This is a genomic window from Roseburia sp. 831b (assembly GCF_001940165.2).
Classification (GTDB): domain Bacteria; phylum Bacillota; class Clostridia; order Lachnospirales; family Lachnospiraceae; genus Roseburia.
On the sequence record NZ_CP135162.1, the window covers coordinates 1254101 to 1276437 of the forward strand.

Sequence of the window (22337 nt, forward strand, 5' to 3'; positions counted from 1 at the left end):
AGATGCCAAAAATGTTTTCGCATCTTTTGGCATCTCTTTCACCTTATGATTATACTGGATAAGCACCATTCTTCGTATCTGCTACGGTTGCATCTACTTTTTTCTGCTGTGCCTCTCTGTATTTGAAAAATTCAGTTGCTACCTGTGGGAATAAGGCATAACTTAAAACATCTTCATCCTGCTGTTTCCACTGTTTCATCTCAGCTTCAATCTTATCCAATTCCGGCTCTAATAAATCTGCTGGACGGCAGGTGATTGCATTCTTTTTCTCATCTCCAAGAACTTTATCGACCACTTCTGGATTAAACGGTTTTACCGTCTGACCATATTTTCCAAGGAGAATATCTTTTGTCTCTTTGGTTGCTACTTTATAACGCTCTCCCATCAATACGTTAAATACAGCCTGTGTACCGACAATCTGGGAAGAAGGAGTTACAAGTGGTGGCTCCCCAAGGTCTTTTCGAACTCTTGGAACCTCTGCAAGTACTTCCTCATATTTATCTTCTTTTCCCTGCTCTTTCAACTGGGAAATCAGGTTGGAAAGCATACCACCCGGAACCTGGTAACGAAGTGTATTGATGTTAACTCCCAATACCTTTGGATTCATCAGGCCGCTTGCTAATGCTTCTTCACGCATTGGTCTGAAGTAGTCTGCAATCTCTGCAAGAAGATTCTGGTCTAAACCTGTATCAAATTCGGTTCCCTTGAACGCTTCCACCATGACCTCTGTTGCCGGCTGGGAAGTTCCCATAGAAAATGGTGACATTGCAGTATCAATGATATCGCATCCTGCCTCTACTGCCTTCATGTAAGTCATAGAAGCAACACCGGATGTATAATGTGTGTGTAACTCGATTGGAAGGCTTGTAGAATCTTTTAATGCCTGAACCAATTCCGTTGCTTTCGTTGGAACCAAAAGACCTGCCATATCCTTGATACACAAGGAATCTGCTCCCATGTCCTCGACTCTTTTTGCCATATCCATCCAGTAATCTAAAGTATAGGCATCGCCTAAGGTATAAGACAGTGCAACCTGTGCGTGTCCTTTTTCTTTATTGCATGCCGTAACTGCTGTCTGCAGGTTGCGGATATCGTTTAAGCAGTCAAAAATACGAATGATATCAATACCGTTTGCAATGGATTTCTGTACAAAATACTCTACTACATCATCCGCATAAGGACGGTATCCTAAGATGTTCTGTCCACGGAATAACATCTGTAACTTTGTATGTTTAAATCCATCTCTTAATTTACGAAGACGATCCCATGGATCTTCTTTTAAGAAACGAAGGGATGCGTCGAAGGTTGCACCGCCCCAGCATTCTACTGCATGATATCCAACCTGATCCATTTTATCTACGATTGGAAGCATCTGTTCTGTTGTCATTCGTGTTGCAATCAAAGACTGATGTGCATCACGCAAAACAGTTTCTGTTATTTTTAATGGTTTTTTCACAACTTCTGCCATGATTTCTATTCCTCCTAATTAAATACCAAAGATTGCCATGAAGACACCGGCAGCAACAGCTGTTCCGATAACACCGGCAACGTTTGGTCCCATTGCGTGCATAAGTAAGAAGTTTGTAGGATCTTCCTCCGCACCAACCTTCTGTGAAACACGAGCCGCCATTGGCACTGCAGATACACCTGCGGAACCAATCAGTGGATTGATTTTTCCTTTTGTAAGGAAGCATAACAGTTTTCCGAATAAAACACCCGCAGCGGTTCCGACCATAAATGCAATCAGACCAAGTGCTACGATTTTAAGTGTGCTTACATTTAAGAATGCCTCTGCACTTGTAGATGCACCAACAGAGGTACCAAGCAAGATAACAACAATGTACATCAATGCATTGGAAGCTGTATCAGATAACTGACGAACCACGCCACTCTCACGGAAGAGGTTACCAAGCATCAACATACCAACAAGTGGTGCTGTTGTCGGTAAAATCGTACAAACTACAATCGTAACAACAATTGGGAATAAAATCTTTTCTAACTTGGAAACCGGACGAAGGTTCTGCATCTTAATGGCACGTTCCTTCTTGGTGGTAAATAACTTCATAATTGGTGGCTGAATAATTGGAACCAGTGACATATAAGAATATGCTGCCACGGCGATTGGTCCCATCAGGGCAGTCTGTCCTAATTTTCCGGCAAGGAAAATAGAAGTTGGTCCATCTGCTCCACCGATAATGGATACGGCTGCGGCTGCCTTATCGTTGAATCCCATCAGGATTGCAAGGATATAAGCTGAGAAAATACCAAACTGTGCCGCTGCACCTAACAGGAAGCTGATTGGGTTTGCAATCAACGGTCCAAAGTCTGTCATTGCACCAACCCCAAGGAAAATAAGGGATGGTAAAATTGACCATTCATCTAACGTATAAAAATAGTAGAGTAAACCACCTACACCATTACTTGTCTCCTCCGGGCTTGCAATAATATCCGGATAGATATTTACAAGAAGCATACCAAATGCGATTGGTACTAAAAGTAACGGTTCATAGCCTTTTTTAATCGCAAGAAACAGGAACACACATGCAACTGCAATCATCACATAATTGCCCCAGGTCAGATTGAAAAAGGCTGTCTGGTGAAGGAGGTTTCCCATTGTCTCCATAAAATAACTCATAGTTATCCTCCTAAAATTACTCGTTTAATGTTGCAAGTAAAGCACCTGCTTCTACCTGATCTCCAACTGTAACATCAATACTTGCCACGGTTCCATCCACCGGTGCAACAACTGGTGTTTCCATTTTCATAATCTCTAAGATAACAACCGGATCACCTTTCTTTACGGCTGTTCCTGGCTGTGCTTCTACTTTAAATACTTTTCCGGCTGCTCCGGCTTCAATCTTGATAGAACCTGCTCCTGTTGCTGCGGCTTTTGGTGCTGCAGCAGGTGCGCTTGCAACGGCTCTTCTTGGTGCTGTGGCAGCTGGTGCGCTTACAGCTCCGTTCTCTTCTACTGTCACATCATAAACATTTCCATTTACGGTAATTGTATAACTTTTCATTTTAATTCCTCCTGATTTCTATGAACTAATCTTTTACTGTCTCGTATCAATCTGATTTTGATTATCTACGATGAATGGAACGTACTACAAATGAGTCCGTAGAAGTTCCTGTACTTGCAGCAATTGCTGCAGAAATGACTGCCACAAGTTCTAAATCGTCTGTAAGATTTTCGACCGGTGCAGCCGATGGCATTACGGCTGGCTGCTCTGTATCTGCAACCGCATTCTTCTGTGTTTTCTTCTTCTGAAGATATGGGATGATATTAAAGCAATAGATAATCAGACTGATTAAAATCAGTACCACGAAAACAGTTCCCATTCCCATTAAGGTATTCAATCCTGCTTTCGCCATCTTCTCGCCGGTTGTATACACTTTGTCGACCGTATAGCTGGTTGGCCCCGCTTTCATATCGTTGTAGGAAAATACCATTGTAAATACAACATCGCGGTTTTCATACTTGATAACCTGCTCTGTCGAGAGTGTCTTGCCTGATTTGGTTACGGTAAACTCACCAAGTCCCTGATAAGCTCCGACGTCCTCTACCGATGTATCCCAGCCATCCACAAGTGCCACAATCGTGTCATCACCGTTTTCCCGGTAATAATTTTTCTCTTCATCAGAAAGCTGCATCAGCGCCTGAACCATTCCCTGTGATGTCTGTTCCAAATCAGAATAACTATATCCATTATAATCCACAGTTGTAGGATCCGTTCCACATGCTGAAAGTGCTAGCATAAAGAAGCACATTATCAGCACGAGCGATAATTTTTTCTTCATAAACTTCACCTTTCTATTTTGTTCCATGTTTCTTGTCTGGTCCGCTTACACATTTTGTATAAAGCATCTCAAATGCTGCGACAAGGTATTTTCTGGTATCAGCAGGCTCGATTATCAGGTCCACATAACCTCTTCTGGCTGCTGTTACAACATTTGACTGTAATTCTTCATATTCTTTTGCTTTCTCGTCAATCACATCCGCAGATGCATCTGCATACATGATTTTAGCTGCAAGCTTTGCATCCATCATGCCAACCTTTGTGTCTGCCCATGCATAAACCAGGTCAGATCCGATTGATTTTGAATTCATCATGACATAAGCACTTCCAAATGCATCCCCGATAATCAGATTTACCTTCGGACAGGTTGCTGCGGAAAATGCAGTTGTCATTCTTGCCAATGCCTTTGGCAATGTTTTTTCACTGCTCATGCATGCCTTGAATCCAACTATGTTTGTAAGTGAAAGAACCGGGATGTCAAATGCATCACAGAACTGAATAAACTCAGCCGCTTTGTTACATCCTTTTGCAGTAAGAACTGCTTTGAATTCTTCTGTCTTCTTTCCTTCTTCGTCGTAAACCTCTGTGCAGTTTGCAACGGCTCCAACGGTCATACCATTTAATTTCACAAAACCAGTTACCATGTTTTTCGCATAATCTGCTTTTGTCTCAAAGAAAGCATGTCCATCTGAAATCTCACTAAGGAGATATCTTGGGTCACCTTTCATCGCCTCCATGCTCTCGCATGCACGGTTCAAATCATCCACGCACTCATCTGTGTACACATCTCCTTCGTTGTTGCCAGGAAGAATACTTACCAGTTCCCGAATCTGTGCAATGATTTCATCCTCGGAACCGATTCCATCCAGGCATCCGGTATTCTCGCTCTGGAACGCTGCTGCGGATGAATCGCAGGTCTCGATTCTATTACCATCGATTGCATTTGGAGAATTGATAAACATTTTTGCTTTTGACTCCTCCATAAATGCAAAATCACACAATGCCGGAACGACTGCAAGTCCACCGCCACAGCTGCCAAATACAGCTGCAATCTGTGGCACAACCCCTTGTGCTGCAATCTCCTTGGCATAAATCTGTCCAAATCCGTCTAATGCATCGACGGATTCCTGCAGACGCATTCCTGCGCAGTCAATAAACCCAATCACAGGTGCCCCCATCTTCATTGCCATATCATAAACAGAGGCAATTTTCTTGGCATGCATTTCGCCAATGGTTCCGTTTAACACAGATGCATCCTGACTATAAAGGAAAACAAGATTTCCATCTACAAGTCCATGACCGATAATAACACCATCTGACGGTGTCTGTGTGTTTGCAAGGTTGAAATCTGTATTTCTTGCCGTAACAAGAGAACCGATTTCCATAAAGCTGTTCTCGTCGACTAACTTGGTAATACGCTGCATCGCCAAGCTATCTTTCATAGTACTCATTTTTTAGCCCTCCATCTATAAAAATTAATAAATTTCGCTATGTTAAATTGTATTACTTTTTGCTACATTTTTCAAGAATAATTGTTAATTTTTTCACGTATTTTACAAAAATTCTTAATTTCATTGTCAGTTCTATACAATTTACTTATTTTTCCAGATTTTTTAATGCCGCCTCTTTCAAAACCTGTTTGAAATACCACGCATAGTCCATCTTTCCTACATCCTTTGCAATTACAATCTCATCCTTTCGAAGGATTTCATCTCCAAGATGATAGGTGACTGTCCCGACAACGGTTCCTTTTTTAACGGGTGCCTGCAGCGATTTTTCCATCACGACTTCCCGCTCAACTGTTTCCCCCTTTTTTAATAAAAACGATTCCTGACCGTTTCCTTTTTGTATCATAAAATCTGCATATACACGCTCCCCTATCTTATCGCCCTTCCCGTCTGTGACCTCCATCTGCTCTAGCATATCGGCGGTTAACTCCTGTTCCTTTATCGATTGCTTTTCAAATGAATCCAGGCCGTACTGCATCAGCTTTTTCGTATCAGACCACTTGTATCCTTTGTTGTTTGGCCAGCCACATGCCAGCAAAGCAACAATCAGAGTCTTATCCCCCTGGCGCAGGGCACCTACATAACAATACCCGGCATTCCCGGTAAAACCAGTTTTCCCGGAAAGTGCCCCCTCCATCATCGTCAAAAACGCATTGTGATTGTTGCAGCAGTAATTCGCACGATTTTCAAGGTCACAAAACGTATGCTGCAGTGTCTGTGTAATATTTAAAAAATCTTCCGCTTTTGGGGACTGTGTGATACAATAGCGCATAATTTTGGCAAGGTCTTTTGCCGTCGTATGGTGGAACCCCTTTTCGTCCTTTGCATCCAGACCATTCGGTGTAATGAAGTATGAATTTTCGCATCCGATTTCCTGTGCTTTGTGGTTCATCATCTCTGCAAACCCTTCCACATTTCCCGCCGCATACTCCGCTAAAGCAACGGCGCAGTCATTAAAAGATTCCAACATTAATCCGTACAGTAAATCTTTCACCAAAAACTGCTGTCCCTTCTGCATCCCTAACCGCACCTTCGGCTGGGCGCACGCATAGTCCGATGCCATTGCGACACCATTCTGGTCGCAGTTTTCCAAAATGACAATACAGGTTAAAATCTTGGTTGTACTCGCATTCGCCATCTTATCCCCTGCATTTTTTTCATATAAAATTCTCCCGGAATCCGCATCCATGAGTACTGCAGACTTCGCATACAATTCCTGCTCCTTTGGTTCTTCCTGTGCCTTTACAATCATTGGATTTGAGAAAAAAAGTGCCAATATCAAAACAATTGCTGTGATTTTTTTCAACATACCCACACCTAACTGTGTTTTCCTTTATGTATATGTTTTTCTTTTTCCCATCATTCCATAGAAAAAAGCCGGATATTAAATATCCAGCTTTACGTTCATTTCTTCTTCTGCTTCCTGCTTAAATTCTTCTACCTGTACCGGGTTTAATACCGGCAGTTCCTCTATGGACTGTACCCCAAAGCTGCGCAGGAACTCTTCTGTCGTTCCAAACAAAAGCGGGCGTCCCGGTGCATCGAGTCTTCCAAGCTCGCAGATTAAATTATATTCTAAGAGTTTGTTTACTGCATGATCACAGGAAACACCCCTGATTTTTTCAATCTCAATTTTGGTAATCGGCTGTTTGTACGCAATGATGGAGAGCGTCTCAAGCAAAACATCCGTCAACACATGACGTTTTGGCTGTTTTGCAACCTTAATCAGATACTCGTACATCTCGGTATTCGTGCACATCTGGTAAGCTCCCTCTAACTCCATAATCTGTATGCCGCGTTTTTCTTCCTGATATTTTTTCATCAGATTTTCCACGATTGTCTTTGTCTCTTTTTGATTTAATTCAAGTGCGGCCGCAATTTTTTCAAGCGGCACCGACTCTCCCATCGTAAAAAGAATTGCCTCTACAATCGCCTCATAATTCATTTGTTCCATGTCTGCTCCCTTAAGCTACAATCTTTGACTCAATCCATATATCATCAAACGTATGTTCTTGTGAAATAAAAATCTTACCTGTCTTCATAAGTTCTAATATCGCAAGAAATGTTACAATCACTTCCATTTTTCCGGCCTGTTTTTCCAACAGATTGCGAAAACTGAAGCTCTGATGTGATTTACAGTATTCCTCTAAATAAAGCATCTTATCCGATAACGATACTTCCTCTTTCTCAATCTTGCCAAACTTCGAACGAATCGGGTCGACTTTATCTACCTGTTTTCGCATAATCGACTTAAAAATGTCATTTAACTTTGCAAGTGTCATATCGGACACCAGTTCTGTCAAATCCACCGGCTGTTCATACGCTAACACTTCCTTTGGAATCGTCGGCTCTTTAAACATGACCCTCTGGGCGTCCAGCTGCCTGTCACGCAATTCGTATGCCATACATTTGTACATCTTGTACTCTAGCAGCTGCTGAACCAGCTCTGCCCTTGGATCTTCTTCCTCTTCCTCCACCGTCTCCTGTTTTGGCAAAAGCATCTTGGATTTGATGTCAAGAAGCGTTGCCGCCATCACCAGAAATTCACTCATGACGTTTAAATCCTGCCGCTTCATCTCCGCAATATATTCCATGTACTGATTGGTAATCTCTACAATCGGAATATCATAAATATTCACTTTATTCTTCTCTAACAGATGCAGCAAAAGATCCAGCGGGCCCTCAAACACCTGCAATTTGACCGTCATGTCCATTGATATTGTCTTCCCTTCCGGTTTTGTCAATGAATTTATTCTACATGGAAACGGTAAAAATTTCAAGTACTATGCATATCGGACATCCTTTTCTGCTATCTTGTAATATAGCACAGTGGAATCTTTCTCTTCCATTTACCGAACTTTAGGAGGACTCTTATTTTGAAATGCTTTCTATCCATTCTTCTTAGCATGAACCTACTTTTTTCTTCCTTTACGGGATTTCTTCACACAGAAGCCCAGACAGAACTCGCTGTCTCGGCGCCAAGCGTTATTTTATTAGAAGCCTCAACCGGAACTATTTTATATGAAAAAAATGCACACGAAGTCCGCCACCCTGCCAGTATCACGAAAATCATGACACTGCTTCTTATTTTTGATGCGTTAGAAAGCGGACAGATTACACTTGATGACACTGTAACCGTTTCCGAATATGCCGCAAGCATGGGTGGTTCCCAGGTCTTTTTAGAGCCAGGCGAAACCCAGACGGTCAACGATATGATTAAATGTATCAGTGTCGCAAGTGCAAATGATGCCTGCGTTGCAATGGCAGAACATATCTGTGGCTCCGAGGAGGCATTTGTTGCCCGCATGAATGAACGTGCCAAAAATCTTGGCATGAATGATACCACCTTCGTCAATTGTTGCGGTTTAGACACCGAGGGGCACATGACTAGCGCTTACGATGTCGCCCTGATGTCCAGGGAACTTACCACCAAATACCCACAGATTCACGATTACTCCACCATCTGGATGGATACCATCACACACGTGACTGCAAGAGGAAGCAGTGAGTTTGGACTAACCAACACAAACAAACTCATCCGGCAATATGAATTTGCAACCGGTTTAAAAACAGGTTCTACAAACCTCGCAAAATATTGTGTTTCCGCTACCGCCGTCAAAGATGGCATGGAACTGATTGCCGTTGTGATGGGCGCTCCTGACCATTCGGTCCGTTTTTCGGATGCCGCATCCCTTCTTAATTACGGTTTTAGTGTATGCCGCATTTATACAGACCAAAACGAAGACTCCCTCTCACCCCTTTTGGTAAAAAAAGGAACTTCTGATACGGTAAGCGTCCACTACGAATGCCCTTTTCAATATGTGGATACCACCGGCAGTGATTTATCTGGAATCCAAAAACAATTAAAACTCCCGGAAACGGTCACCGCTCCCATTCAAAAAGGGGACATTGCAGGTCAGGCCGTCTATCTTTTAAACAATGAGGAAATCGGCAGCGTCAATTTGCTCTTTGATGAAACGGTTCCCGCTGCAACCTTCCGTGACTCTTTTCTAAAAATCTTATCGTTCTATCTTCCAACATAAAAACGGCAGAGGAAATCTGGTGTCTGCAAATTTCCTCTGCCCTCTCTTTTTTCCTTACAAAAGAGGCGCAAATAACCGCAAAATACTTTGCACGAAACGCACAATCAGATTGCGCTCTGTGCAAAACTGCAGCGATACCTCCTCTGATTTTTCAAAGGTGTCAAGTGCATCCTCTTTTACCTGCATCACAGCACTTGACTGGTACAAAAATATACCACATTCAAAATGCAGATACAGACTTCTAAAGTCAAGATTGATGCTGCCGACTGTCGCAATCTCATCATCGCAGACAAAACATTTTGCATGGATAAATCCTGGTGTGTATTGGTAGATTTTCACACCACTTCGAATCAACGGCTCATAATAAGACTGGGTCAGCAAAAATACCAGTTTTTTGTCTGGAATTCCCGGTGTGACAATTCGAACATCCACACCACTTTTCGCCGCATTGCAAAGACAGGTCAACATCTCGTTGTCTGTAATCAGATACGGTGTAAAAATGTAGACATAATGTTTTGCATGGCTGATGATATTTAAGTAAACATTCTCTCCGACATTCTCGTGATCGAGTGGCGAATCTCCATATGGCTGGACAAAACCATCCTGCACAAATGGCTGCCTTCTGAATTTGGATGGATGGTATTTTTCGTAATCCTCTGTGGTACGGTTAATGTAATTCCACATTTCTAAGAACATGAGCGTAAAACTCCAGACCGCCTCACCCTCAATCCGGATTCCGGTATCCTTCCAATAACCGAATCGTTCTACCTTGTTAATGTATTCATCCGAAAGGTTGATTCCGCCGGTAAATCCGACTGTGCCATCCACGACTAAAATTTTCCTGTGATCACGGTTGTTCATAATAATCGAAAGGATGGGACGGAACGGATTAAATGCCGCACATTTGATGCCTTTTTCCTGCAAAATCTTATAATAGCGAGGTGGTAACGTGCTGATACAGCCTACGTCGTCATAAATCAGGCGCACCTCAACGCCCTCTTTTACCTTACGCGCCAGAATCTCTACCATCTGGTCAAACATTTCCCCCGGCTGGATAATAAAGTATTCCAGAAAAATAAAATGTTTTGCACTCTCTAGCGCACGCAGCATCTCCGGGAACATCTCTTCCCCACAACGATAATAGGATGTCGATGTGTTCTCATACACCGGATACTTCGCCCAGTCATTGATATATTTTGACTGGCAATATACGGATTCGTCTTTTTTTCTTACTTCCTCTAGCACATCCTGATTGATTGCCAGATGTGGCACAACCTCCTGGTTCACACGCCGCAAGCGTTCCCTGGTGCGTTTCGTCAATTTTGATCTTCCAAACACGTAGTAAGTCAAAATACCAAGTACAGGGGATAACAGCAGCAAAAAGGTCCACGACACCTTGTAACTTGGGTTTATCCATTTATATACCATACTAAGAACCACTAACACCGCGATAATACGAATCAAAAGGTTCATATAGGTAAACTTAATGCTAAACTGATACAACACCAAAAACATCCACGCAAACTGTAACAGCATCGCAAATATCCCAATGACAAGTCTTCCCAAAAGCATGTGACTTAATTTCTTCATCTGTATTCCCCCTATTCCTAGCCTATTGTACCTCATTTTTACAGGGGAAGTCAAATTTGCTTCCTTTTTCACCATTTTCCCTCTCGGATTAAATTTTCTACATGCACAATTCCCCAGCATTTTTTTCCAATCTGTCTGCCCCTTGGATATGCACGCTCATACAAACGTAGTTTGATTTCCTGAGGTGTAAAATCGGGATGCAGTTCTGTCAAAAGTGCAATGGAACCGCTGACAACGGGTGCCGCCATCGATGTTCCGCTCTTTACGGTATACCCTTTCATATTCTTATTGCAGCTGATAATATTGGTTCCCGGCGCCAAAATCTCCGGTTTTACAATGCAGCACGCGGTCGGTCCACTTCCACTGTATCCTGACTCAAGACCATTTTTCAATGTGACCTGTTCCGTATCATCACAGCTTCCAACGGTGACAATTTTCCTGGATATTCCCGGAACGGTAACCGTATTTTCTTTTGGCCCGTTATTGCCTGCCGCCGCCACGACCACAATTCCTGCGTCCCACAGTCTTTCCACAGCCTCAAGAAGCGCAAGCTGCTCTTTTTTCCCGGCATCCGGCAGCATGCCAACGGAAATATTTAAAATTCGAATGTGGAAACGTTCCCGGATACGAAGCAGATAATCGACTGCCTCTAACATATTTTGTGTACTTCCATTTCCTTTCGCATCTAATACTTTTAGTGAAATCAGCCTTGCCTTTGGTGCGATTCCCATATAATTTCCTTTTTTATTTAAAATGGATTGCATGCCATTTCCAGCCAGAATGCCGGCAATGTGTGTGCCATGTCCATTATCATCATATAAGCCAATCCGGTTCTGGCAGAAATCGCGAAACAGCACAATTCGATCCTTCAAATCCGGATGTGGCACAATCCCGGTGTCCATAACCGCTATTGTAACATTTTTCCCGCTCAACCCCATTTTATATGCATAATCAGCATGAATATATCTTCGTACTCGTTCCATCGCAGTCTCCATTTTTGCATGAAAAAATTCTTCACACGGTTCCATCTTAGCAGAGTTTTCTTTCTAAATTATATGAAAAAAAGGAAAACATGTGCCTGCCGGCTTAAGTACCTACGATTTTTGCAATAAAAAAAGACGATGCATTGTCAGATTTTCTTCCACAAATACATCGTCTTTCTATACTTACGCTCTTATGCAATTTATACTTGTACAAATTTCGCGTTTAAAACATCTGTTTTGCAAACTATGCCTCTTCTTTTACATCTTTCATGGAGAAGCTGATACGTCCCATCTTGTCTTTTCCAAGGCAAACAACTCTTACAGTCTCACCTAATGTAAGAACGTCTTCTACATGGTTGATTCTTTCTTTGGAAATCTTGGAAATATGAACCATTCCTTCTTTTCCCGGTGCAAACTCGATGAAGGCACCGAATTCTTTGATGCTGACAACTTTTCCAGTGAATACCTGTCCTTCTTCAAAGTCAGTTGTGATAATCTTAATCATCTCAACTGCCTGATCCATCTTCTCTGCATCTGTACCGCATACGGAAACTGCTCCGTCATCTGTGATATCAATCTTCACACCGGTACGGTCGATAATCTCGTTGATGGTCTTTCCTCTCTGTCCGACAACATCGCCAATCTTAGCAGGGTCAATCTGAATCTGAACAATCTTTGGAGCATATTTTCCAACTTCTTTTCTTGGCTCTGCGATTGCTTTTGACATGACTTCATCCATGATATAAAGTCTTGCTTCTCTTGTTCTTCGGATTGCTTCCTCTACGATAGGTCTTGTTAATCCGTGAATCTTGATATCCATCTGGATTGCAGTAATACCTTTATGAGTACCGGTTACCTTAAAGTCCATATCTCCAAAGAAATCCTCTAATCCCTGGATATCCGTTAAAACGATGTAATCATCGTCTGTCTCGCCTGTTACAAGACCACAGGAAATACCTGCAACCATCGCTTTGATTGGAACACCGGCAGCCATAAGTGACATACAGGATGCACAGGTAGATGCCATGGAAGTAGAGCCGTTGGACTCAAATGTCTCAGATACTGCACGGATGGTGTATGGGAATTCTTCCACTGATGGAAGGACTGCCATAAGCGCTTTCTCAGCCAAAGCACCATGTCCAATTTCACGACGTCCCGGTCCACGGGATACTTTTGTCTCACCAACAGAGTATGCTGGGAAGTTGTACTGATGCATGTATCTTTTTGTTGTAATATTTTCATCTAATCCGTCGATTTTCTGTACTTCAGATAATGGAGCAAGTGTAACAACGTCACAAATCTGAGTCTGTCCACGTGTAAACATTGCGGAACCATGCACTCTAGGAATCAAATCAACCTCAGCTGCAAGTGGACGAATCTGATCGATGGCACGACCATCTGGACGTTTGTGATCTTTTAAAATCATCTTACGGACAGTCTTCTTCTGGTACTGATATACTGCCTCGCCTAATACTGCAAGCCATTCTTCGTTCTCTGCAAATGCCTCTGCAAATTTATCTGTAATGTTACGGATATTCTCTTCACGAACCTGTTTTTCATCTGTGAAAACAGCCTCTTCCATCTGTTCCGGTGTTACGATTTCTCTCATCGCAGCAAACATCTCTTCTGGAATGGCACAGCTTGTATATTCGTGTTTCTTCTTGCCAACCTCGGCAACAATCTGGTTCATAAATGCAATGATGGTCTGGTTTACTTCATGGCATTTGTAGATTGCTTCAATCATTTTATCTTCTGGAACTTCGTTTGCTCCAGCTTCAATCATGATTACTTTTGTGGAAGTAGATGCAACGGTAAGCTGTAAATCACCGTTATCCCAATCTTTCTGGGATGGGTTTACGATAAACTCTCCATCTACCAATCCCATCTGTGTCATTGCACATGGACCGTCAAATGGAATATCAGAAATTGTAGTTGCAAGTGCTGCACCAAGCATTGCGACAACCTCAGGTCTGCACTCTGTATCTACGGACATTACCATATTATTTAAGGTTACATCATTTCTGTAATCTTTGGGGAATAATGGTCTCATAGGGCGGTCAATAACACGGGAAGTAAGCACTGCATTTTCGGATGCTTTTCCTTCTCTTTTGTTAAATCCACCTGGGATTTTTCCTACGGCATACATTTTCTCTTCATATTCCACACTCAATGGGAAGAAATCAATCCCATCTCTTGGTTTGTCAGATGCAGTTGCTGTGGATAATACCGTAGTATCTCCATATCTTAATAAAGCTGCACCATTTGCCTGCGCACATACTCTTCCGATATCAACGGTAAGCGTTCTGCCTGCAAGTTCCATTGAAAAACTTTTATACATTCTTTCTCTCCTTTTTCGAATTCTTCGTATTTTATAAAAAACAGAAGTCCGAAACTACTGAACAATACACGTTTGTACCATGCACTTTTCAGTGGTCTCGGTATAAACTTCTGTATTTCATCAATATAACTACTTTTGTACTTATACGCACTGTCATTAGTTATGAAAATAGAGCGGTATCTCTCCGCTCTATTCCAAATAACACAATTATTTTCTAAGACCTAAACGCTCAATTAAAGAACGATATCTTTCGATATCTGTTTTCTTTAAGTATGCTAATAAACCACGTCTCTGACCTACCATTTTAAGAAGTCCTCTTCTGGAATGATGATCTTTCTGGTTAACTTTTAAATGCTCTGTTAACTCTTCGATACGTGCTGTTAAGATAGCGATCTGTACTTCTGGTGAACCTGTATCTCCAGGTGTTCTACCATATTCTGCAATAATTGCCTGTTTCTTTTCTTTTGCGATCATGTTCTGATCCTCCTTTTATTTTTTCATCGCCCATTTAAGTATGATACTCAGCAGAAGGTCGGAGTGTCCATCAACCGAATACGGGTTAAATCATACTTGTATAGTATATCATATCCATTTTGCCTTGTAAACATGAAAATTCAAATTTAAGGCAACCCACAAATGTGTAAGCCACAAGCATTAATCGCCTAACACTCTTACCACACAGATTGGGGAACGGTAAAATGCATTGGAAATCTTAATACCGGTCTTCTTATTACTTGCATGTACAATCTGACCGTTTCCGATATAAATTGCAACATGGTTAATACTCTTGCCACTTCCGTAGAAGAACAAATCACCCGGCTGTGCTTCCGATGCGGAGACTCTGGTTCCGCAATTTGCCTGCGCTTTTGAAGAATGTGGCAGGTAAACGCCATAGTTTGCCATGACACTCATGGTAAATCCAGAACAGTCGGCTCCTTTTGTCAAGCTTGTACCACCCCAGACATATGGGTTTCCAACAAACTGTGTCGCATAGGAAACAACCGATACCCTCACATCTGAGATTCCCTGACCATATTTTAACTCTGTTATCGTCTGTGCCTTTGGAAGCTGTTCGGATACTTCAACATAATCTGCTGAAATATAGCCTTCCTCATCATCCACAGATACTTTATACCAGCCGTCTAATGCTTCTAATACTTCCAATTCCTCACCGGTACCCACCAATGCGACAATTCTGCAATCGGTATTGGTTGCTTCACGCACGTAAAGGGTTGTCGTATTTACTTTTGCAACTGTTGTCTCAATCTCAGCTGCCCTTGCTCTTGCTGCATCTCCAGTCAGTAAAAATTCCGATGACACATAACCGGTTACATTTCCGGATGAAATCTTCGTCCATTCACCGTCTACCTCTAAGATCTCACAAGCTGCATCTCCCTGCATCTTACCCACGATGTCAGAATCTGTGGTTGCCTGTTCTCTTACATTTAAATTGCCTTCCACGCTGGCTATTCCAAGATTGGTATATCCACAAATAGTCGTATCCTGTGTGTTCTCCGTATTTTCTGCACTTTCTGCATTCTCTTCCTGTCCGGCTGCTGTTACCACAGTATCAGTCTCGGATACTGTTGCGGTCAGTGGAAGATTCTCTATATTGGATGCAAGGCTAAGGGCAACTCCTGATGCAACGTTCTGATTCAAAGAAACGTTTGCAAACTCGGATGAAACACCTGCTGTTACGGATGCATCCTGATTTTTATTTCTGTCTTTCTCCTGATTGCTGATACATGCTGCTGAAACAACAAGCGCTCCAATTACCACGGCACTTATTGCTTTTGAATAATTCGATTTCATTCCTGATCTCCATTCCTCAGATTTTTCAGCGTAATCACTAAAATTATAATTTCATTTCATTATAACAATCACTTATGACAATGTCAACATATATTTGTAACAATTCCGTAATATTTGATTTCCCACTTTCTGGCAAATCTCGGAACATATTCCTTTTATTTTTGAAAAAATCTTTCTGCCGTCGCGACGTCCTGTTGCATCTGATTCTTTAAACTCTCCACCGAATCAAACTTTTGTTCCGGGCGGACAAACTTTAAGAATTCCACTTTCACTTCTTTTCCATAGAGGTCTTGCGCTACATCCAGAATATGGGTCTCGACGCCAACCGGATTCTCACCTGCAATTGTAGGCTTTCTTCCGACATTCGTCACACCATGGTATTCTTTTCCGTCTATCAGCACCTTGGAAACATAGACCCCAAACGGTGGCAGCAGTTTTTCTTTTGGTGGAAGTAAATTGATGGTTGGAATTCCAATCGTTCGTCCGATTTCTTTTCCATGTTCTACTTTTCCACATACAAAATATGGATAACCCAAAAGATGATTTGCCTTCTCGATATGTCCAAGTTCCACTTCTTCTCTTACAAATGTGCTGCTGATGTCTCTTTCGTCTTCTTTAATTTTCTTGACGACAATGACCTCATAGCCGAGTTCTTCTGCCATATCACGAAGCATGTGATAGTCTCCGCACCTGTTATGTCCGAAGTGAAAATCATCCCCCACAACAAAACATTTCACATGCAGTTCCTTTACAATTTTTCGCACAAAGTCCTGCGCCTCCATGCACATAATTTCCCTGGTAAACGGACACTCAATCAGATAATCCACACCAAGCTGTTCTAGAAGATGCATTTTTTCTTCATTTGTCGTCAAAACATGCTGCATGGCATGTTCTACATTCTGACGCGGCGGAATGTTAAACGTAAAAATTGCCGCACTTAATCCTTCCTTCTTTTTTTGAAACAAATTTTCCAAAAGAAGGTCATGTCCACGGTGAACACCATCAAATTTTCCAAGTGAAAGCACCGTGTTTTCTTCAATATTAAAATCTACCGTATCTTTGATATATTTCATGTCTCTATAAACATCTTTGCCGGCTTGTAATTCTTTTGAACTGGTTTGTATTCATATAAGCCGATAAAGCAATCCTTTTCATCATAAATACGAATCGGTGTCTCTTCCCATTCGCTTTGATAATTCTGGAAAAATTCTTTTTCCAGACGATTTCCATTGTATAACACTTTGTCATAGTTCTGCAAAACCACTGCCTTAGGATACTGCACAAAAACAGAATCTACCGGTTGTATAAAAGAAAACGTTTTGGCGCTCCACTCTGCCGGCTCCATTCCCGCTCCCTCTTTTGCAACAAGTTCTTCAATCTGTCCTAATGTCAGTGCATCTTCTACGAAAAATTTCGAAACTTTTGTGCGGAGCAGACTCTCCATGCAGGCTCCACAACCTAATTTTTCTCCGATATCCTGACAAAGCGTTCTGATATAGGTTCCTTTGGAACACTCCACTTTCATTGTGACCCTTGGGAGTTCTATTTTTTCAATCTCAATCGAAAGAATCCGAACCGGTCTCGCCTTACGCTCTACCGTCTTTCCTTCCCTTGCGAGATCACAAAGCTTTTTCCCATTCACTTTTAACGCGGAATACATCGGCGGAACCTGCTCATAATCGCCCACAAAAGACAGTACTGCATCGCGAACTTCCTGCTCACTCACACAGACTTCCCGCTCCTGTAACACGGTGCCGGACATATCCTGGGTATCCGTCACTTTTCCAAGAAGCATCACCGCTTTGTACTCTTTGTTCTTATCCGTCAAAAGGTCACAGACTTTTGTCGCTTTTCCAAGGCACACCGGAAGCACCCCCTGTGCATCCGGGTCAAGTGTACCGGTGTGTCCAATCTTTTTTTGTTTCAGGATTCCTCTTAACTTTGCAACAACATCAAACGAGGTATATCCTTTTTCTTTATAAACGTTAATGATTCCGTTAACCATATGATTCCTTTTTACTGTTCTAACTGTTTTGCCACGTCCGCTACAATCGTCTTTATAATCTCATCTGCACTGCCGTTCATTGTGATTCCGGCTGCTCTTGCATGACCACCGCCACCGTATTTAACAGCAATTTTTGACACATCCACATTGCCGCTTGACCTGGTGCTTACCTTGAAGCTTCCACCTTCATTTTCATACAAAAAGATAGCCGCCTCCACATCTTTTGTCACACGTAACTGTGCCACAATTCCTTCTAAATGTTTCGGAAGCACGTCAAAACGCTTCATTTCTTCCTGTGTAATCACAGAAACAATGCATTTTCCATCGAGATAAAGTTCACTTTTCACCAAAGCCTGTCCCATAATACGGTTTTGATTATAGGTTTTTGTAAAAAAGGTTTCATCCACAATCTTTGAAAAGTTGATGCCACATTCCATCAGAACACCGGCTGCCTGCATGGTTTTTGCCGATGTACAGGAATACTGGAACACACCCGTATCATGAATGATTCCGGTATAGATGCATTCTGCAATCTCTTTGGTGAGACGTTCCTTTGGAAGCAATTCAAAAATCAATTCCGATGTAGAGCTTGCCAGCGGAAAGATGTAATTGTCATCCGCAAAACTTTGGTTGCTGACATGATGATCAATGCAGGCTGTTCTTTTTGCACATTCAAAGTAATGCGCCGCATCGCCTAATCTTCCAACATCTCCGCAGTCCTGTGCAATAAACAAATCGTAAACTTTTTGCTCTTTCTGCGGTAATTTGATTTGCTCTGCTCCCGCCATAAATTTAAAAATGTTTGGGATTGGCTCTAAATAGACACAGACTTCTATCTCTTTGTGATATGTCTTAATATAGTTATATGTAGCAAGGCAGGAGCCTACGCAGTCGCCATCCGGTCTGACATGACCTGCAATTGCAACTGTTTTTGCTCCTGTTAATAAAGAATCTAAATCTTTCATCCAACATTCCTGCCTTTCCGGACACAAGGATTATTCTTCGATATCCTTTGTCACATCATCAATCATTTTTGACATCTTTACACCGTACTCAATCGACTGGTCTAAGATAAATTTAATCTCCGGTGTTTTTCTTAAATTGATGGTTTTTGCAAGTTTGCTTCGAATAAATCCTTCTGCACTCTTTAAGCCGGCAAGTGTAGCCTGCTGTGACTCTTCATCCCCGAGAACACTGATATATGCCTTACAGGTTTTTAAATCTGGAGCCACTTCAACCGTAACTACGCTTGTCATTGGATTGATGCGTGGATCTTTGATTTCTCCACGAATAATATTGCTTAACTCACGTAATACTTCCCCATTAATTCTGGTGTTTTTGATACTATTTTTTCTCATTGATTTCTCCATTCAAAGATGTATTGCCACATAAGGGGCAATACATCAAAAAACTTCACACAATTCTACGTTTTAGCGAGGAACCTCTACCATAATATATGATTCAACCTGATCAAGTTCCTGAATGTCATTGAATCCGTCAAATACAAGACCACATTCGTATCCTGCTTTTACTTCTTTCACATCATCTTTAAATCTCTTTAAGGATGCAAGATCTCCTTCAAAAATCTGCTCGCCTTCACGTGTAATACGGACTTTACATCCTCTCTGGAATGCTCCGTCAAGCACATAAGAACCTGCAATATTACCGATTCCGGATGCCTTAAAGATCTGGCGGATTTCTGCGTGTCCAATGACTTTTTCTTCATAAACAGGGTCTAACATTCCCTTCATGGCTGCAGCGACATCTTCGATTGCGCTATAAATAACTTTGTACAATCTCACATCCACGTTTTCACGCTCTGCTGTCACTTTTGCAGTTGGGTCCGGACGAACATTAAATCCAATGATGATGGCATTGGATGCGGATGCTAAGATAACATCAGATTCGTTGATGGCACCAACACCGCCGTGAATAACTTTTACCACAACTTCTTCGTTTGATAATTTTACAAGTGACTGTTTCACTGCTTCCACAGAACCCTGAACATCTGCTTTTACAATGATATTAAGCTCTTTTACATTTCCAGACTGAATCTGTGAGAACAAGTCATCTAAGGACATCTTCGCTTTTGTATCCTCAATCAGCTTATTCTTGCCTTCTGAAATATAAGTCTCGGCAAATGCTCTTGCCTCTTTCTCAGAATCACAGCAAACAAATGTTTCCCCTGCATCCGGTACATTGGAAAGACCAAGAATCTCTACTGGTGTAGATGGTCCTGCTTCTTTTACTCTGCATCCCTTATCATCAATCATAGCACGCACTTTACCAAAGCTGCTTCCGCATGCGATTGGATCTCCAACGTGAAGGGTACCTTTCTGTACCAAAACAGTTGCAACAGCACCACGACCTTTATCAAGCTGTGCTTCAATAACAAGACCACGTGCATTACGTTTTGGATTTGCTTTTAACTCTAAAACTTCTGCTGTTAAAAGAATCATTTCAAGCAGGTTCTCGATACCTTCGTGTGTACGGGCAGATACCGGACAAAAGATTGTGCTTCCGCCCCAGTCTTCCGGAATTAACTCGTATTCGGATAATTCCTGTTTTACACGCTCAATGTTTGCACTTGGCTTATCAATCTTGTTGACAGCAACAATGATTTCAACACCAGCTGCTTTTGCATGGTTGATTGCTTCGATTGTCTGAGGCATAACACCATCATCTGCAGCGACAACAAGGATTGCGATATCGGTAGAATTTGCACCACGCATACGCATTGCAGTAAATGCTTCATGACCTGGTGTATCTAAGAATGTAATATTCTGGTTGTTAATAGATACAACGGATGCACCGATGTGCTGTGTGATACCACCAGCCTCGCGGTCTGTTACTCTTGTAGAACGGATTGCATCCAATAAGGATGTTTTACCGTGGTCAACGTGACCCATAACACAAACTACCGGTGGACGTGGAACTAATGTTTCTTCTGCTTCCTCATCCTCTTTTAATAACTCTGCAATAACATCAATCTTCTCTTCCGGCTCACAGATACAGTTGAATTCCAATGCGATTTCTTCTGCTGTATCGTAATCTACTTCCTGGTTTACGGTTACCATGGTTCCCTTTAAGAATAACTTTTTCACAATGACAGATGGCTGAACTTTCATCTTGTCTGCAAGTTCACGGATGGTAAGTTTCTCTGGAAGTGTTAATGTCTTGATTACATCTTCTTCCTGTTTTGGCTGTGGCTGCTGAGGTTTCTTCTTTCCACCGTTTTTCTCAAGGTTTACATAACGTTCCTGTTTCTTACCTAATGCATCATGATCGTTACGCTTATTATTACGGTTTTTATCGTTCATACGATCTCTGGATTCTTTTCCTCTTAATTCTTCAGCAGGTGCTGCATCTTTCTTGAAACGATCAATTTCGCGATCCAGTCTTCCACCGCCATTATTTCCACGGTAATTGCCATTGCGGTTATCACCGCCTCTGCCACCCTGGCCATATCCACCACCGTTTGGTCTCTGACCCTGGTAGTTTCCTCTCTGTCCATTTCCGGATGGTCTTCCATTACGGTCTGCGTATGGACGGTCTCCCTGTGGACGGTTTCCATTGTTACGGTTGTACTGTGGGCGATCCCCCTGTGGACGGTCTCCGTTGTTACGATTGTACTGTGGACGGTCTCCGTTATTGCGGTTGTACTGTGGGCGGTCCCCATTGTTACGGTTGTACTGTGGGCGGTCTCCCTGTGGACGGTCTCCGTTGTTACGGTTGTACTGTGGGCGGTCTCCATTGTTACGATCTGTCTGTGGACGATCCCCCTGTGGACGTCTGTCTGTCTGAGGTCTTGTTCCCTGATTCTGTAGGCGGGTACCTTCTTTTGCAGCACCAGTTGCATCACTCTTTTGTCTGTTTCCGTCATTTTGAGGTCTTGCCCCCTGTGTACGATCTGAATTTCTCTGCTGTCCTGGTCTTCTGGTTGTACCATTCTTACTGTTCTGTGGATTAAAGACTGCTGTTATACTGGATTTTTTCTTTGGTCTGTCACCATTTTTTTCCTCAACAGCTTTTTCTTCCTTCTTTTCTGCCACAGGCGCAGCTTTTACTTCTTCTTTCTTGGAACCACCCTTATGAAATTTCTTACGGATAATCTCCTGTGCAGCATCATCTACACTACTGCTGTGTGACTTTACTGCATATTCTGTTGTGCTTAACGCATCTATAATCTCTTTTGAATTGATATCTAATTCTTTTGCTAGCTCATGAACTCTCATTTTTGCCATATATCTTAACTCCTCCG

At 42.1% G+C, this 22337-nt stretch carries 19 protein-coding genes; 1 reads left to right on the forward strand and 18 read right to left on the reverse strand.

What is annotated here, in order from left to right; genetic code table 11:
• Positions 1–49 precede the first annotated feature (49 nt).
• The 8 genes from BIV16_RS05835 to BIV16_RS05870 all read right to left on the reverse strand — a co-directional run bounded on the left by BIV16_RS05835 (position 50) and on the right by BIV16_RS05870 (position 8019).
• Positions 50–1468: an oxaloacetate decarboxylase subunit alpha gene (locus BIV16_RS05835; RefSeq protein WP_075678721.1), complete on the reverse strand. Its 1419-nt coding sequence runs from the start codon at positions 1466–1468 to the stop codon at positions 50–52.
• 18 nt (positions 1469–1486) lie between these two features.
• The gene (locus BIV16_RS05840; RefSeq protein ID WP_075678720.1) at positions 1487–2635 is read right to left on the reverse strand and encodes a sodium ion-translocating decarboxylase subunit beta; all 1149 of its coding nucleotides are present in this window, start codon (positions 2633–2635) and stop codon (positions 1487–1489) included.
• A gap of 16 nt (positions 2636–2651) precedes the next feature.
• A complete protein-coding gene (locus tag BIV16_RS05845) occupies positions 2652–3020 on the reverse strand; it encodes a biotin/lipoyl-containing protein (protein WP_075678719.1) in 369 nt (122 codons plus the stop codon).
• A gap of 61 nt (positions 3021–3081) precedes the next feature.
• The gene (locus BIV16_RS05850; RefSeq protein WP_075678718.1) at positions 3082–3798 is read right to left on the reverse strand and encodes an OadG family transporter subunit; all 717 of its coding nucleotides are present in this window, start codon (positions 3796–3798) and stop codon (positions 3082–3084) included.
• Between the two features lie 13 nt (positions 3799–3811).
• Positions 3812–5248 (reverse strand): acyl-CoA carboxylase subunit beta, encoded by a 1437-nt coding sequence (locus BIV16_RS05855; RefSeq protein WP_075678717.1) that lies wholly within the window; start codon positions 5246–5248, stop codon positions 3812–3814.
• 145 nt (positions 5249–5393) lie between these two features.
• Complete coding sequence (locus tag BIV16_RS05860) at positions 5394–6614, reverse strand: D-alanyl-D-alanine carboxypeptidase family protein (protein ID WP_075678716.1); 1221 nt, start codon at positions 6612–6614, stop codon at positions 5394–5396.
• Positions 6615–6689: 75 nt separating this feature from the next.
• A complete protein-coding gene (gene scpB / locus BIV16_RS05865; protein ID WP_075679001.1) occupies positions 6690–7250 on the reverse strand; it encodes an SMC-Scp complex subunit ScpB in 561 nt (186 codons plus the stop codon).
• A gap of 19 nt (positions 7251–7269) precedes the next feature.
• Positions 7270–8019 (reverse strand): segregation and condensation protein A, encoded by a 750-nt coding sequence (locus BIV16_RS05870; RefSeq protein ID WP_075678715.1) that lies wholly within the window; start codon positions 8017–8019, stop codon positions 7270–7272.
• A gap of 162 nt (positions 8020–8181) precedes the next feature.
• Between BIV16_RS05870 and BIV16_RS05875 the strand changes: the two genes are divergently transcribed.
• On the forward strand, positions 8182–9348 hold the full coding sequence (locus BIV16_RS05875; RefSeq protein WP_242940297.1) for a D-alanyl-D-alanine carboxypeptidase family protein: 1167 nt from the start codon (positions 8182–8184) through the stop codon (positions 9346–9348).
• Positions 9349–9402: 54 nt separating this feature from the next.
• On the opposite strand, the gene cls is transcribed toward BIV16_RS05875, so the two are convergent.
• The 10 genes from cls to infB form a co-directional block, all read right to left on the reverse strand.
• Positions 9403–10938 (reverse strand): cardiolipin synthase, encoded by a 1536-nt coding sequence (gene cls, locus BIV16_RS05880; RefSeq protein WP_075678714.1) that lies wholly within the window; start codon positions 10936–10938, stop codon positions 9403–9405.
• A 68-nt stretch (positions 10939–11006) separates the two neighbouring features.
• Positions 11007–11921: a S8 family peptidase gene (locus BIV16_RS05885; RefSeq protein ID WP_075678997.1), complete on the reverse strand. Its 915-nt coding sequence runs from the start codon at positions 11919–11921 to the stop codon at positions 11007–11009.
• A 244-nt stretch (positions 11922–12165) separates the two neighbouring features.
• Positions 12166–14259: a polyribonucleotide nucleotidyltransferase gene (locus tag BIV16_RS05890; protein ID WP_075678713.1), complete on the reverse strand. Its 2094-nt coding sequence runs from the start codon at positions 14257–14259 to the stop codon at positions 12166–12168.
• Positions 14260–14466: 207 nt separating this feature from the next.
• Positions 14467–14733 carry a 30S ribosomal protein S15 gene (gene rpsO, locus BIV16_RS05895; RefSeq protein ID WP_075678712.1) on the reverse strand — a complete coding sequence of 89 codons (267 nt, stop codon included), beginning with the start codon at positions 14731–14733 and terminating at the stop codon, positions 14467–14469.
• A 180-nt stretch (positions 14734–14913) separates the two neighbouring features.
• Entirely contained in the window at positions 14914–16071 is a 1158-nt protein-coding gene (locus tag BIV16_RS05900) for a C40 family peptidase (protein WP_075678711.1), read from the reverse strand.
• A 155-nt stretch (positions 16072–16226) separates the two neighbouring features.
• Entirely contained in the window at positions 16227–17144 is a 918-nt protein-coding gene (locus BIV16_RS05905) for a bifunctional riboflavin kinase/FAD synthetase (RefSeq protein ID WP_075678710.1), read from the reverse strand.
• Positions 17141–18076, reverse strand: coding sequence for a tRNA pseudouridine(55) synthase TruB (gene truB, locus BIV16_RS05910; protein WP_075678709.1), 936 nt, complete (start codon positions 18074–18076; stop codon positions 17141–17143). The genes BIV16_RS05905 and truB overlap by 4 nt, the downstream gene beginning before the upstream one ends.
• 11 nt (positions 18077–18087) lie before the next feature.
• A complete protein-coding gene (locus BIV16_RS05915; protein WP_075678708.1) occupies positions 18088–19041 on the reverse strand; it encodes a DHH family phosphoesterase in 954 nt (317 codons plus the stop codon).
• Between the two features lie 30 nt (positions 19042–19071).
• Complete coding sequence (rbfA, locus tag BIV16_RS05920; protein ID WP_075678707.1) at positions 19072–19434, reverse strand: 30S ribosome-binding factor RbfA; 363 nt, start codon at positions 19432–19434, stop codon at positions 19072–19074.
• Positions 19435–19506: 72 nt separating this feature from the next.
• The gene (infB, locus tag BIV16_RS05925; RefSeq protein ID WP_075678706.1) at positions 19507–22320 is read right to left on the reverse strand and encodes a translation initiation factor IF-2; all 2814 of its coding nucleotides are present in this window, start codon (positions 22318–22320) and stop codon (positions 19507–19509) included.
• Between the last annotated feature and the right edge of the window lie 17 nt (positions 22321–22337).

Bases quoted from the DNA above. Each gene is read 5' to 3' on its own strand.
- BIV16_RS05900 (WP_075678711.1), bottom strand. From the start codon at position 16,071: ATGAAATCGAATTATTCAAAAGCAATAAGTGCCGTGGTAATTGGAGCG.
- BIV16_RS05870 (WP_075678715.1), bottom strand. From the start codon at position 8,019: ATGGACATGACGGTCAAATTGCAGGTGTTTGAGGGCCCGCTGGATCTT.
- BIV16_RS05845 (WP_075678719.1), bottom strand. From the start codon at position 3,020: ATGAAAAGTTATACAATTACCGTAAATGGAAATGTTTATGATGTGACA.
- BIV16_RS05835 (WP_075678721.1), bottom strand. From the start codon at position 1,468: ATGGCAGAAGTTGTGAAAAAACCATTAAAAATAACAGAAACTGTTTTG.
- truB (WP_075678709.1), bottom strand. From the start codon at position 18,076: ATGGTTAACGGAATCATTAACGTTTATAAAGAAAAAGGATATACCTCG.
- cls (WP_075678714.1), bottom strand. From the start codon at position 10,938: ATGAAGAAATTAAGTCACATGCTTTTGGGAAGACTTGTCATTGGGATA.
- BIV16_RS05855 (WP_075678717.1), bottom strand. From the start codon at position 5,248: ATGAGTACTATGAAAGATAGCTTGGCGATGCAGCGTATTACCAAGTTA.
- BIV16_RS05850 (WP_075678718.1), bottom strand. From the start codon at position 3,798: ATGAAGAAAAAATTATCGCTCGTGCTGATAATGTGCTTCTTTATGCTA.
- infB (WP_075678706.1), bottom strand. From the start codon at position 22,320: ATGGCAAAAATGAGAGTTCATGAGCTAGCAAAAGAATTAGATATCAAT.
- rpsO (WP_075678712.1), bottom strand. From the start codon at position 14,733: ATGATCGCAAAAGAAAAGAAACAGGCAATTATTGCAGAATATGGTAGA.
- BIV16_RS05905 (WP_075678710.1), bottom strand. From the start codon at position 17,144: ATGAAATATATCAAAGATACGGTAGATTTTAATATTGAAGAAAACACG.
- BIV16_RS05840 (WP_075678720.1), bottom strand. From the start codon at position 2,635: ATGAGTTATTTTATGGAGACAATGGGAAACCTCCTTCACCAGACAGCC.
- scpB (WP_075679001.1), bottom strand. From the start codon at position 7,250: ATGAATTATGAGGCGATTGTAGAGGCAATTCTTTTTACGATGGGAGAG.
- BIV16_RS05890 (WP_075678713.1), bottom strand. From the start codon at position 14,259: ATGTATAAAAGTTTTTCAATGGAACTTGCAGGCAGAACGCTTACCGTT.
- BIV16_RS05860 (WP_075678716.1), bottom strand. From the start codon at position 6,614: ATGTTGAAAAAAATCACAGCAATTGTTTTGATATTGGCACTTTTTTTC.
- rbfA (WP_075678707.1), bottom strand. From the start codon at position 19,434: ATGAGAAAAAATAGTATCAAAAACACCAGAATTAATGGGGAAGTATTA.
- BIV16_RS05885 (WP_075678997.1), bottom strand. From the start codon at position 11,921: ATGGAACGAGTACGAAGATATATTCATGCTGATTATGCATATAAAATG.
- BIV16_RS05915 (WP_075678708.1), bottom strand. From the start codon at position 19,041: ATGAAAGATTTAGATTCTTTATTAACAGGAGCAAAAACAGTTGCAATT.